Here is an 11,727-nt window from a genome sequence, read left to right on the forward strand (position 1 = left end):
CATAACGCAGTTAGGTGCTCGCGGCGTTCACGTCAACGGGGAAACGGCGCGCGAGATCGGTGATCATGCCAGCATCAGTTTCATCAAGGGGGCCTGTGGCCCAAGGACGGAATCGCATCCGAAACACAGATAGCAGCAAATCAGCATCATCCGTGGCCGTATACCCGAAGGCCCGCATGCGCGGTGCAAAGAACTCAGGGCTCTCTGACGCAACTTCTTCGGGCCAAACCGCAAACCCCATCCGCGCAAGCCTACGCCAGTCGAATCGCGCGCCCGGATCAATCTTGCGCCCCGGCGCCATGTCCGAATGCCCGATGACACGTTCTGGGCGAATGCCCCAGCGCGCATTGATGCCTTTCAGCAGATCGGCCAGCGCATCCATTTGCGGGGCTGCAAAGGGGCTAAAGCCGTCATTCGCGATCTCAATCCCAATTGATCTACTGTTAACGTCAGTGACCGCCCCCCAGCGCCCTGCCCCAGCATGCCAAGCACGCAGCGCCTCTGGCACCAGCGACATGACTTCGCCGTCTTCAGCAATCAGATAATGCGCGGAAACCTCATTCGCGGGATTACACAACGTCTGTCGCGCGGCATCCGCAGATTTCATAGCCGTATAGTGCAACACAACCATATCCGGCTGCGCACCGTCCCGACGAGGCCCACAATTAGGCGAATTATGTGTGGTCAGTCTCAGTTGCCGAAGGCTGCGCGGAACGGCGCAGGGTCCCAACCGCAGGCAAAGCCGTCGCCATCAGGGTCGATACCGCGACGGTCACGCTCTGGCCCACCACGCGCAAGGAAATCGCGCTGCGCGTCATCAGGTGTCGCGTAGTCTGCACAGTTACGCTGATAGCGTCCCTGCGTGGTTAGCAAAGAACGGCTATACCATTCCTGCCCTTTTACGTTTGGCGCATTTACCGCGTATTCAACGATGTTCGGCCCCGTGTTCGATGGACGGTCAGGAACAGCTGTTGGCTCGACCTGTTCGCGTGCTGCAGCCTGGGCCGCACGGCGTGCCGCGTCGCTTTCGATGGTTTCACGCCCAGCCACAGCATCAAAGTTTTGTTCGTCTGAGATGCCTGAATTGCTTGATGGAACGGCAACTGGGTTGAGCGCCGAAAGCGGTTCACCAACAACCGGCTGAGCCGGTCGTGATTGCCCAATGCCTGCATTGGCGAGTTCAGACGACGCAATCGCTTGCGTCCCTGAGACTGGCGCGGGGTCATTGCGCACAATCGTCGTCACCTTCGCAGGTGGGATGATTGATGTCTGTGGTGATGTCAGTGCGGCCTCGCGGCGCGCACGTTCCAGTTCGTAGTTAGAGTAATCATCGAATCCGACGCCACGCGCACGTTGTGCATCCGTTGTCGCGCAAGCGCCCAACGCCAGAATGCTTAGCGCAATACCATAGCTAAATTTCATCGATGATCACCTGCTACTCAACATCTTCTTTTGAAGATAATTACCACCACTTGGTCGGTTTGGCTACAAAACCTGCTGTTTGCTCTAGGCTATAGGCCACATTCAGCAGATCAGCCTCTTCCCACGGACGCCCAATCAACTGCAAACCAAGCGGCAAGCCTCTGGCATCAGTGCCTGTTGGCACAGCAATGCCGGGTAGACCAGCAAGGTTCACAGTGACGGTAAACACGTCGTTCAGATACATCTGAATCGGATCCGCGTCTGTCATCTCACCCAAACCAAACGCAGCCGAAGGCGTCGCTGGCGTCAGAATCGCATCGACACCGTCAGCAAACACATTGTCAAAGTCGCGCTTGATCAACGCACGCACGCGGCGAGCGCGGTTGTAATAGGCATCATAGAAACCAGCGGACAACACATAAGTACCGACCATAACGCGGCGCTGTACTTCGTGACCAAAGCCTTCGGCGCGGGTCTTTTCGTACATTTCAGTGATGCCATCGCCTGCGTCTAGTTTCGCGCGGTGTCCAAAACGAACGCCGTCATAGCGGGCAAGGTTTGACGATGCCTCTGCTGGGGCAATCACATAGTATGCTGGCAAAGCGTATTTCGTGTGCGGCAGGCTGATATCTTTGATCACAGCGCCCGCGTCTTTAAGCATGGCAGTGCCGTCTTCCCAAAGCTTCGCGATCTCTGCGGGCATCCCGTCCATACGGTATTCTTTGGGAATACCAATGACTTTGCCTTTGATGTCGCCAGTCAAGGCAGCCTCAAAATCGGGCACAGCCAGATCGGCGCTCGTGCTGTCTTTTGGGTCGTGGCCACACATGGCCTGCAGCATGATAGCCGCGTCGCGCACGTCTTTGGTCATTGGGCCAGCCTGATCAAGCGACGACGCAAAGGCGACAACGCCCCAACGAGACACGCGGCCATAAGTTGGCTTCAAACCAGTAATACCAGTGAAGGCGGCAGGCTGACGGATTGAACCGCCCGTATCTGTACCTGTGGCCGCAAGGCAAAGGTCAGCAGCAACCGCGCTTGCCGAACCACCGGATGATCCACCAGGTGTCAGCTTACGGTCATCGACTTTCCACGGATTTACGGCGTCGCCATAGACAGACGTCTCGTTTGACGAACCCATCGCGAACTCATCCATGTTCAGCTTGCCCAGCATCACTGCGCCCGCGTCGAACAATTGGCTTGTCACGGTTGATTCGTATTCAGGTTTGAACCCTTCAAGGATGCCAGAGGCCGCCTGAGAAGGCACACCTTTGGTACAAAATAGATCTTTGATACCCAGCGGAATGCCACACATTGCTGGCGCATCGCCTGCTTTGATACGTGCATCAGCTGCTGCGGCCTGTTCGGTCGCAATTTCTGGCGTCTTGTGAACAAATGCGTTCAACGCACCCGCATCTTCGATCGCTGTCAAACAAGCGGCTGTGATCTCAGCGCTGGTTGTATCACCCTTGCGCATTGCGTCACGGGCCTGCGCGATGGTCAGTTTTGTTAGATCAGTCATTATTCAACCACCTTCGGCACGGCAAAGAACCCTTCGCGGGCATCAGGAGCGTTCTTAAGAACTGCTTCTTGTTGATCGCCATCAGTAACAACATCTTCGCGACGCTTTAGGCGCTGCGGAGTGACAGATGTCATTGGCTCAACGCCTTCGACATCGACTTCATTCAGTTGCTCGATAAAGCCAAGGATCGCGCTGAATTCAGCGGCCAAAGCAGGCAGTGCATCGTCTTCCACCTTAATGCGGGCGAGTTTCGCCACGCGGCGGGCGGTTTCTGTGTCAATCGACATGGAACGCGTCTCCGGTAAATCTTTCACCCGCGTTTACCGCTACAAACTGCGGGTCGCAAGCATATGGCGGCTGTAAACGTGAATCATCAACGTCAACATTGCGGCATTCAGGCAATGCCACATGAAATGGGTCCCAATTGGGAAAGCGGCGCATAAGATTTCATCAAGCGAACGCAACGCGATAGACAAACAAAGCAATGCGCCGCCAATTGCAAACCCCTCAGTGGTATCCGGCAAACGCTTTCGCAGTGCAAAGGCATAAGCAAATAACAAAATCGGAACCGTCCAATAGAAATTGGAGATCCTGACAAATGGGGTCGCATTCAGAACCGGAACGGTGATCGCGGCATAAGGTATAAACATTGCTGTCGCGAACATCGCGATGCGCCGCTTAAGCCCTAGAACATCGCGATGCACCGCAAACAGGTATACCAAGATAAACACACCAATCGGCGCGACGTCCGCAAGCGCTGCCCAAGCAGTGGCATGGGTATGAAACAGATAACTGCCAATCCCGATCAATGCCAAAATCACACAAAGCGCGCGCCCCAAAGGCTGACCGTTCGTTCGCCGCCACATCACTGCTGCGCCGATAACAAACGCGAGGTTCGTAAGCGCGTTTATCGGCTCGGACCAATAGGCCGCATCGGTGCGTTCACAATACCCGTCGATTTGCGCAAGCCAATTCACTTAACGGGTACGCGTCGTGCCGCGAAAAAATCCATCAAGAGATCCTCCGACTCCCGTGCTGCGATTCCGTCATAGACCTCTGGCTTGTGATGGCACTGCGGGTGCGAAAATACGCGCGGCCCCTGCCCGACACCGCCAGACTTCGGATCAGCCGCTCCGTAATAGAGCCGCGCGATCCGCGCGTTGCTGATCGCTGCGGCGCACATCGGGCACGGCTCTAAGGTTACATACAGGTCATATCCCGTCAGCCGCTCTTGTCCCAAGGTCGCGCAAGCCGCCCGGATCGCCAGCATCTCGGCATGGGCGGTCGGATCATTCAACTCGCGTGTGCGGTTGCCCGCTTGCGCAATCACACCTTCCGGACCCGCGATAACAGCACCCACGGGCACTTCACCACGCTCAGCGGCAGATCGTGCTTCGTCTAGAGCAATCTTCATGTAGCTACGAAAATTCATGTGAATGTGATGCCCCGACCAAGCACCCACTGGCAAGGGGCGATCAAAGCAGCTATGGGCATAGATATGACCAATGACACTCCTCAGGGCGATCGTATCGCCAAAGTCCTTTCCCGCGCAGGCGTCGCAAGTCGCCGCGAGGCCGAGCGTATGATTGCCGACGGCCGCGTGACCGTGAACGGCAAGGTAATCGACAGCCCTGCGCTGAACGTCACCGCAAGCGACAAGATCACTGCCAATGGCAAATTGGTGGGCGAACCAGAACCGCCACGCATTTGGCTGTACCACAAGCCTACAGGCCTTGTGACGACGGAACGCGACGAACGCGACCGCCCGACTGTTTTTGGTGCCCTGCCCGAAGATATGCCTCGAGTCATGTCGATTGGCCGCCTTGATTTGAATTCAGAAGGCCTGATGCTGCTGACCAACGACGGCGGTGTCAAACGCAAGCTGGAACTGCCCTCAACCGGATGGTTGCGCCGTTACCGCGTACGGATCAAAGGCAGCGCAAGCGAAGCGAAGCTAGATCAACTGCGCGCCGGCATAGAGGTTGATGGTGTCAAATACCAACCGATGATCGTTACCTTTGACCGCCAACAAGGCGCGAACGCGTGGCTGACTGTATCCATCCGCGAAGGTAAAAACCGCGAGATTCGTCGCACGATGGAAGCAATCGGCGTGACCGTGAACCGGCTGATCCGCGTCAGCTATGGTCCGTTTCAACTGGGCGAGCTAAAGGCTGGCGAAGTTGAAGAAGTAAAACAGCGCGTTGTCCGAGATCAGCTAGGCCTATCAAACAAACCAACACCAACGCGCGTTCGAAAACCGGTAAACCGGCCTAGCGCGGGGAAAAAACGGCGCAGTTGAACCCTTGTTCTGTTACTTTGCGTTGTGCATGGTAAAAGTAACAAAACTTTCTGGGGGAATTCGCTTTGGCCGACCTGCTGACGCTCGAAAACGCAACTAATTTGCTCATGCTTTGCTTTTTGCAGGCTGTTCTGGGCTTTGATAACCTTCTTTATATCTCAATCGAGAGCCAACGCGCCCCGGTAGCGCAGCAAAAATCGGTACGCACTTGGGGTATCATGATTGCTGTCGCGCTGCGCGTGGTGCTGCTGTTCACGATGATCAAGCTGATTGATGCATTGTCCGAACCCTTCTTTATCATGGACTGGGTTGGTGTGCTTGAAGGCGGCGTTAACTTTGCGACCATCGTGTTTGTCATTGGTGGTATCTTCATCATGTACACCGCGGTGAAAGAAATCGCGCACATGCTGTCGATGGATAACCTAGGCCATGACGTTCATGGAAAATCAGGAAAATCTGCTGCTCAGGTTGTCATATTGATCGTCATCATGAACCTGATCTTCTCGTTTGACTCGGTGCTTTCGGCGCTGGCGATTACGGATGTGTTCCCAATTCTTGCTTTCGCGATCATCCTTTCTGGCCTTGCGATGTTGCTGCTGGCTGATGGCGTCACGCGTTTCTTGGAAAAGAACCGTATGTACGAGGTCCTTGGCCTGTTTATCTTGCTGATCGTTGGTGTCGTTCTTTTGGGCGAAGCTGGCCCAGCCGCAGCCCACGCCGTTCACGACGACACGTTGAACATCAAGGTCTTTGGCAAGGATATCATCCCAATGTCTAAGTCTACATTCTACTTCTCTGTCGTCGTGCTGGTTGCTGTCGAAATCATCCAGTCGGGCTACAGCCGCAAACTCAGTGCACAGCGCCACGCTGAGCAGAAACACTAAGCCGGAGCAATGCAATGGCCCGCTTGTTCCTTGCTATCGCCCTTCTCGCAATCCTCGCGGTTGCTGGATTGGCGCTGCTAGGAACAGTGCAGGCGGTGGCCCTATGGGCCCAAGGAAAGGAAGAAGACCAGATGCCGCAAACATTTAAGCGGATCAGTTATATTGTTCTCGTCATTCTCATGTTTGGTATCACTTCTGGCATGTTAGGGGCCTCTTGATGGCAAAGCGATTTGGCGGAAAATATAGCCCTGACGGCACGAATAATGCACCCCGCGAGGCCGTTCTTGATATCAGAGAGGCCCGCGCAGCTAGGTCCCCTGCCCGGATTTTATATGTTCCAGCAGTTATTCTGGTTCTAACTTCAATCAACGACGGTCCGGCGACATTGGTAGCAGCGCTTGTCGGTGGCGGCGTTCTGACCCTTGCGGCTTGGCTACTCCAAGAGGGACTCGTCGCTGAGGCCGCGTATAACGCCCGCAAGGTTGCCCGCCGCCCTGCATTGCCACGCAAGATGATGGCATCACTGCTGACCGGGATCGGGGTCGCAATTGCCGCTTATACTGGCGACACCGGAGTTATCGGTTCGGTTTTATACGGTGCTGCGGCACTTGGCCTGCATGTTGCGGCATTTGGGATTGATCCGCTTGCGGACAAACGAATGGAAGGCATCGACGATTTTCAACAAGATCGCGTTGCCCGCGTCGTGGACAAGGCCGAAGCACACCTAGAAGCCATGCGCGGCCAGATCGACATTCTGAACGACCGTAAGCTGACCATGCGTGTTGCTACGTTCCAAACAGTCGCCCGCAAAATGATCCGCACTGTAGAAGAAGACCCACGCGATCTAACAGGCGCACGCAAGTTCCTTGGTGTTTATTTGCAAGGTGCCCGCGACGCGACAACCAAATTTGTCGACCTGTACCAGCGCAAAAAAGACGAAAGCGCCCGTTCAAACTATGAGGCGCTGTTGGATGATCTGCAACAAAACTTTGCCGCGCGCACGCACAAGATGATGCTGGATGACCGTAGCGACATGGATATTGAAATTAACGTATTGCGTGACCGCCTCCAACGCGAAGGCGTCAGCTTGAAACCGAAAGGAAATGACGAATGACCGAGATTACCCGCCAAAAGGCCGAAGCGGCACTTGAAGAAGTGGCGAAAGTGACAGCCGTCGTTCTGCCTGAACCAAAAGGCGAACTAGTGACGCTTGAACAAGCCGACGCACCAACCAGCGCTGAAATTACCAAACGCATCGCGGAAATTGATGTGACTGACACCAACTCTATCGTGTCGTTTGGTTCTTCGGCACAGGCTGAACTGCAAGTCATCAGCCAAGAAATGCTAGCCGGTGTTCGCAACAAAGACGTCGGCCCAGCTGGCGACAGCCTGCGCAACATCGTGACAACGATCCGCGGCTTCTCGATCTCTGAACTGGATGTACGTCGCAAGCGTAGCTGGTGGGAAAAACTATTGGGCCGCGCGGCGCCAATGGCGAAATTCGTTGCCCGTTTCGAAGATGTCCAAGGTCAGATCGACCACATCACTGATGATCTGTTGGGCCACGAACATATCCTGCTAAAAGACATCGAAAGCCTCGATGTGCTTTATGACAAAACGCTGCAATTCTATGACGAATTGGCGCTGTATATCGCTGCTGGAGAAGCCAAGATCGCTGATCTAGACGCCACAACCATCCCAGCGAAAGAAGCTGAAGTACAGGCAGCCCCAGAAGATCAGGCCGTGATGAAAGCGCAAGAACTGCGCGACATCCGTTCTGCCCGTGACGATCTGGAACGCCGTGTACACGATCTGAAACTGACACGTCAGGTGACGATGCAGTCCTTGCCATCTATCCGCTTGGTACAAGAAAACGACAAGTCTTTGGTCACGAAGATCAATTCGACCCTCGTGAACACTGTACCACTTTGGGAAACACAGCTGGCACAGGCCGTCACCATCCAGCGTTCGTCTGAGGCCGCAGAAGCCGTCCGCGATGCAAACGATCTGACCAACGAACTGTTGACCGCCAACGCCAAGAACCTGCGCCAGGCCAACCGCACCATCCGCGAAGAAATGGAACGCGGTGTGTTCGATATTGATGCCGTCAAAGAGGCCAACGCCAACCTGATCGCAACAATCAACGAAAGCTTAGAGATCGCAGACGAAGGTAAACGCAAGCGTGCGGAAGCCGAAGTTGAGATGCAGAAGATGGAAACTGAGCTGAAAGACACGCTCGCCGCTGCCAAAGCAAAGGCAACTGGCACTGGCGACGTGGTTGGCACCTCGGTCAATAGCTAAGAAAACATGGGGTTTGGGGGGAAATTGCAGTGTTTCGGCTTGCTCGTCACTTTGGCGAGTACGGCCGGATGCGTGGCATTTGCCCCGCCCCCAACTGAAACACCCCAAGAACCCAAGACAGAGGTTGTCGCCCCGCCGGTCACCCCACCACAGGTGATGGAACCGAGCGAGGCCAGCAAACAACTAGCTGTCTACTATAAGCGTCTGCAAAACGACCTTTTGACCCAAGGCCTATTGCGCGGCGACGGGGGCGGCCCCGACACCCAATTCACCGACACGCAATTGGCCCGCAATTTCGTACGTATCGCACTATTCAACGAATACCGCGACGACAGCGATTTTCGGAACGCCCACAGCACAGTTTCTAAGCTGCGCCGTTGGGATCAGTCCATTCGGATGTCAGTCGAATTCGGCAGCACGGTGCCCCATGACCAGCGTGATCAAGATAAGGCAAGCGTTCAGACATATGCTGCGCGACTATCGCGGCTGACTGGGGTGCCGATAACCTTTGATGATACCAACCCGAATTACCATGTCCTATTTCTGGGCGAAGACGACCGCCGTGCTTTCGAACCGAAACTACGCGAACTGATCCCGACCATCTCGGATGCGACAGTGCGGGCCTTTGTTAATCTTCCGCGCGATCAGCTTTGCGTTGTCATCGGGACATTTGTCCCCGGCCATTCTAGCTATACCAAAGCAATCGCCGTGATCCGCGCCGAACACCCGAACCTCATGCGTAGCGCCTGCATCCACGAAGAATTGGCGCAAGGTATGGGTCTTGCCAACGACAGCCCCGGCGCGCGCCCCTCAATCTTTAACGATGACGAAGAATTTGCGCTGCTAACAACGCATGACGAATTGCTTCTGCAAATGCTATATGATCCACGTCTCGAAACAGACATGGACCCCGCAACTGCTGCCCCCATCGCACGGCTCATCGCGCGTGACCTGATGGCACAAGGGGCAAGCTGAACTGTTATAACTACGGAGGCCACGTAAATGGGCATTTTCGATTTTCTTACCGGCGAATTCATCGACGTTATTCACTGGACCGACAACACCCGCGACACGATGGTCTGGCGGTTTGAACGTGAAGACCACGAGATCAAATACGGTGCCAAACTGACCGTTCGCGAAGGTCAGGCGGCAGTGTTCGTGCACGAAGGTCAGTTGGCAGACGTGTTTACGCCGGGTCTTTATATGCTTGAAACCAACAACATGCCCATCATGACCACCCTGCAACATTGGGATCATGGGTTTGATAGCCCGTTCAAGTCTGAAATCTACTACGTCAACACGACTCGGTTCTCTGACCTGAAATGGGGCACCAAAAACCCGATCATGCTGCGTGATCCAGAGTTTGGGCCAACACGCCTGCGTGCTTATGGCACCTATACAGTTAAGGTCAGTGATCCGGCTGTGTTCTTGCGTGAAATCGTCGGTACCGATGGCGAATTCACAATGGATGAAATCAGTTATCAAATCCGCAACATCATCGTTCAGGAATTCAGCCGCGTGATCGCATCATCCGGCATTCCCGTTCTGGATATGGCCGCCAACACTGCTGATCTGGGCAAGCTGATTGCGACTGCAATCGACGGCACCATGAAGCAATACGGCCTGTCGATCCCAGAGCTTTACATCGAAAACATCAGCCTGCCGCCTGCGGTCGAGGCTGCATTGGATAAACGCACGTCCATGGGGCTAGCTGGTGATCTGGGCAAATTCACACAGTATTCCGCAGCCGAGGCAATGACGGCTGCCGCGAACAACCCGGCTGGTGGCGGTATGGCTGCAGGTTTGGGTGCTGGAATGGGTATGGCTATGGCTGGCCAAATGGCACAACAAGGGCCTTGGGGTGCAGCGCCTGCGCCGGCAGCGGCTACACCTCCGCCACCACCACCTGTTGAACACGTATGGCACATTGCGAACGCTGGCGAAGTAACGGGGCCGTTCTCAAAGGCCGCCATGGGGCGTATGGTGACTGAAGGCACGCTTTCTCGCGACAGCATGGTCTGGACGCAAGGGCAAGATGGCTGGCTACAGGCTGGTGAAGTCATTGAACTTGCGCAGCTATTCACGATCATGCCACCACCGCCACCGGGCGCTTAACCATTAGTGCGGCACGTTTCAGTGTGCCGCATCCTTTCCCTTTTTGCGTTTGACACAAAGTGCACACATGACCGCTGAACTCGTCTCCGAAGTCGAACACCGATTTCCGTGTAATACCTGCGGGTCCGACCTGCGCTTTGATCCCGGCGAACACCAACTGGTCTGTGACCACTGCGGAAATGTTGAGCCAATCGAAGGCTCTCGCCATGTTGCTGGCGGCATCAAGGAGCTCGACTTTCGGGCCGGTCTTGATCATCGGCTGTCGAACGAAGAAATCGAAGAAGTCCGCGTGACCACCTGCCCCAACTGTGGGGCGCAAACGGAATTCGATGCTGATGTGCACGCGGCAGAATGCCCATTTTGTGCGACACCAGTTGTTACCGATACGGGCACTCATCGACATATCAAACCACGTGGTTTGCTCCCCTTTGATCTGGACGAAGGGTCCGCGCGCGGGGCGCTGACGAACTGGCTGGGTAGTCTATGGTTCGCGCCAAACGGTCTCATGGAATATGCCCGCAAGGGCCGCAAAATGAACGGTATCTACGTTCCCTACTGGACATTCGATGCCGACACCAAAAGCAGCTATCGCGGCCAACGCGGCACGCATTACTATGAAACAAAAACCGTGATGCGGGACGGCAAGCGTACCCAAGTACGCGTGCGCAAGACCCGTTGGCGGCCTGCTTCGGGGCGCGTTGCACGGTTTTTTGATGATGTGCTGGTGCTTGCCTCAAAGTCGCTGCCGAAGAAATACACCGACGGACTAGAACCATGGGATCTATCCGCGTTGGAACCTTACAAACCCGAATATCTGGCCGGGTTCCGCGCCGAAGGGTATCAGGTCGAACTCGACGCAGGGTTTCAAGAAGCCCGCGTCTATATGGACCGTATGATCCGGCGCGACGTGAAATACGACATCGGCGGTGACGAACAACGGATCAGCTCTGTCGAAACGGCTGTCAGCGACGTTACCTTTAAGCATATCTTGCTGCCTGTTTGGCTGGCTGCGTATAAATACCGGGGTAAAACCTATCGGTTTGTCGTGAATGGCCGGACTGGCCGCGTTCAAGGTGAGCGGCCCTATTCCGCTTGGAAGATCGCATTTGCAGTTTTGATCGGTCTGATCCTTGCGCTTATCGCTGGATTTGTTATCGCTAACAGCCAGTAAGTATTTCGGAGAA

The 11,727-nt window shown here is 55.2% G+C and carries 14 protein-coding genes; 8 read left to right on the plus strand and 6 right to left on the minus strand.

All coding sequences use genetic code 11. The features are described 5' to 3' along the window. Positions 1 to 10: 10 nt before the first annotated feature. From ACHUEV_RS06215 to ACHUEV_RS06240, 6 genes are read right to left on the minus strand one after another with little or no spacing between them, the layout of a single operon-like run. Positions 11 to 730, minus strand: coding sequence for an N-acetylmuramoyl-L-alanine amidase (locus ACHUEV_RS06215; protein ID WP_463602998.1), 720 nt, complete (start codon positions 728 to 730; stop codon positions 11 to 13). Continuing rightward, positions 691 to 1,422, minus strand: a complete 732-nt coding sequence (locus tag ACHUEV_RS06220; protein WP_394178190.1) for a hypothetical protein — start codon at positions 1,420 to 1,422, stop codon at positions 691 to 693. The genes ACHUEV_RS06215 and ACHUEV_RS06220 overlap by 40 nt, the downstream gene beginning before the upstream one ends. 40 nt (positions 1,423 to 1,462) lie before the next feature. Continuing rightward, positions 1,463 to 2,944: an Asp-tRNA(Asn)/Glu-tRNA(Gln) amidotransferase subunit GatA gene (gene gatA / locus ACHUEV_RS06225; protein WP_394178191.1), complete on the minus strand. Its 1,482-nt coding sequence runs from the start codon at positions 2,942 to 2,944 to the stop codon at positions 1,463 to 1,465. Beyond that, positions 2,944 to 3,231: an Asp-tRNA(Asn)/Glu-tRNA(Gln) amidotransferase subunit GatC gene (gene gatC / locus ACHUEV_RS06230; RefSeq protein ID WP_106355076.1), complete on the minus strand. Its 288-nt coding sequence runs from the start codon at positions 3,229 to 3,231 to the stop codon at positions 2,944 to 2,946. Before gatC ends, gatA begins: the two co-directional genes overlap by 1 nt. Before the next feature lie 39 nt (positions 3,232 to 3,270). Next, positions 3,271 to 3,921, minus strand: a complete 651-nt coding sequence (locus tag ACHUEV_RS06235) for a ceramidase domain-containing protein (RefSeq protein WP_394178192.1) — start codon at positions 3,919 to 3,921, stop codon at positions 3,271 to 3,273. Then, positions 3,918 to 4,376 (minus strand): nucleoside deaminase, encoded by a 459-nt coding sequence (locus tag ACHUEV_RS06240; RefSeq protein ID WP_394178193.1) that lies wholly within the window; start codon positions 4,374 to 4,376, stop codon positions 3,918 to 3,920. The genes ACHUEV_RS06235 and ACHUEV_RS06240 overlap by 4 nt, the downstream gene beginning before the upstream one ends. Positions 4,377 to 4,442: 66 nt before the next feature. Between ACHUEV_RS06240 and ACHUEV_RS06245 the strand changes: the two genes are divergently transcribed. The 8 genes from ACHUEV_RS06245 to ACHUEV_RS06280 all read left to right on the plus strand — a co-directional run bounded on the left by ACHUEV_RS06245 (position 4,443) and on the right by ACHUEV_RS06280 (position 11,714). Next, positions 4,443 to 5,243: a pseudouridine synthase gene (locus ACHUEV_RS06245; protein WP_394178194.1), complete on the plus strand. Its 801-nt coding sequence runs from the start codon at positions 4,443 to 4,445 to the stop codon at positions 5,241 to 5,243. A 65-nt stretch (positions 5,244 to 5,308) separates the two neighbouring features. Beyond that, a complete protein-coding gene (locus ACHUEV_RS06250) occupies positions 5,309 to 6,127 on the plus strand; it encodes a TerC family protein (protein WP_394178195.1) in 819 nt (272 codons plus the stop codon). Between the two features lie 14 nt (positions 6,128 to 6,141). Further along, a complete protein-coding gene (locus tag ACHUEV_RS06255) occupies positions 6,142 to 6,345 on the plus strand; it encodes a hypothetical protein (protein ID WP_394178196.1) in 204 nt (67 codons plus the stop codon). Next, positions 6,345 to 7,241 carry a 5-bromo-4-chloroindolyl phosphate hydrolysis family protein gene (locus ACHUEV_RS06260; RefSeq protein ID WP_394178197.1) on the plus strand — a complete coding sequence of 299 codons (897 nt, stop codon included), beginning with the start codon at positions 6,345 to 6,347 and terminating at the stop codon, positions 7,239 to 7,241. Before ACHUEV_RS06255 ends, ACHUEV_RS06260 begins: the two co-directional genes overlap by 1 nt. Next, the gene (locus tag ACHUEV_RS06265; protein ID WP_106355061.1) at positions 7,238 to 8,428 is read left to right on the plus strand and encodes a toxic anion resistance protein; all 1,191 of its coding nucleotides are present in this window, start codon (positions 7,238 to 7,240) and stop codon (positions 8,426 to 8,428) included. Before ACHUEV_RS06260 ends, ACHUEV_RS06265 begins: the two co-directional genes overlap by 4 nt. 72 nt (positions 8,429 to 8,500) lie before the next feature. Next, positions 8,501 to 9,403 carry a DUF2927 domain-containing protein gene (locus ACHUEV_RS06270; RefSeq protein WP_394178198.1) on the plus strand — a complete coding sequence of 301 codons (903 nt, stop codon included), beginning with the start codon at positions 8,501 to 8,503 and terminating at the stop codon, positions 9,401 to 9,403. A 27-nt stretch (positions 9,404 to 9,430) separates the two neighbouring features. Next, on the plus strand, positions 9,431 to 10,543 hold the full coding sequence (locus ACHUEV_RS06275; protein WP_394178199.1) for an SPFH domain-containing protein: 1,113 nt from the start codon (positions 9,431 to 9,433) through the stop codon (positions 10,541 to 10,543). 67 nt (positions 10,544 to 10,610) lie between these two features. Then, a complete protein-coding gene (locus tag ACHUEV_RS06280; RefSeq protein WP_394178200.1) occupies positions 10,611 to 11,714 on the plus strand; it encodes a primosomal protein N' (replication factor Y) - superfamily II helicase in 1,104 nt (367 codons plus the stop codon). Positions 11,715 to 11,727: the final 13 nt, after the last annotated feature.

Source organism: Yoonia maritima, from assembly GCF_043641945.1.
Lineage (GTDB): Bacteria > Pseudomonadota > Alphaproteobacteria > Rhodobacterales > Rhodobacteraceae > Yoonia > Yoonia maritima_B.

Bases quoted from the DNA above. Each gene is read 5' to 3' on its own strand.
- ACHUEV_RS06220 (WP_394178190.1), bottom strand. From the start codon at position 1,422: ATGAAATTTAGCTATGGTATTGCGCTAAGCATTCTGGCGTTGGGCGCT.
- gatA (WP_394178191.1), bottom strand. From the start codon at position 2,944: ATGACTGATCTAACAAAACTGACCATCGCGCAGGCCCGTGACGCAATG.
- gatC (WP_106355076.1), bottom strand. From the start codon at position 3,231: ATGTCGATTGACACAGAAACCGCCCGCCGCGTGGCGAAACTCGCCCGC.
- ACHUEV_RS06240 (WP_394178193.1), bottom strand. From the start codon at position 4,376: ATGAATTTTCGTAGCTACATGAAGATTGCTCTAGACGAAGCACGATCT.
- ACHUEV_RS06245 (WP_394178194.1), top strand. From the start codon at position 4,443: ATGACCAATGACACTCCTCAGGGCGATCGTATCGCCAAAGTCCTTTCC.
- ACHUEV_RS06255 (WP_394178196.1), top strand. From the start codon at position 6,142: ATGGCCCGCTTGTTCCTTGCTATCGCCCTTCTCGCAATCCTCGCGGTT.
- ACHUEV_RS06260 (WP_394178197.1), top strand. From the start codon at position 6,345: ATGGCAAAGCGATTTGGCGGAAAATATAGCCCTGACGGCACGAATAAT.
- ACHUEV_RS06265 (WP_106355061.1), top strand. From the start codon at position 7,238: ATGACCGAGATTACCCGCCAAAAGGCCGAAGCGGCACTTGAAGAAGTG.
- ACHUEV_RS06275 (WP_394178199.1), top strand. From the start codon at position 9,431: ATGGGCATTTTCGATTTTCTTACCGGCGAATTCATCGACGTTATTCAC.
- ACHUEV_RS06280 (WP_394178200.1), top strand. From the start codon at position 10,611: ATGACCGCTGAACTCGTCTCCGAAGTCGAACACCGATTTCCGTGTAAT.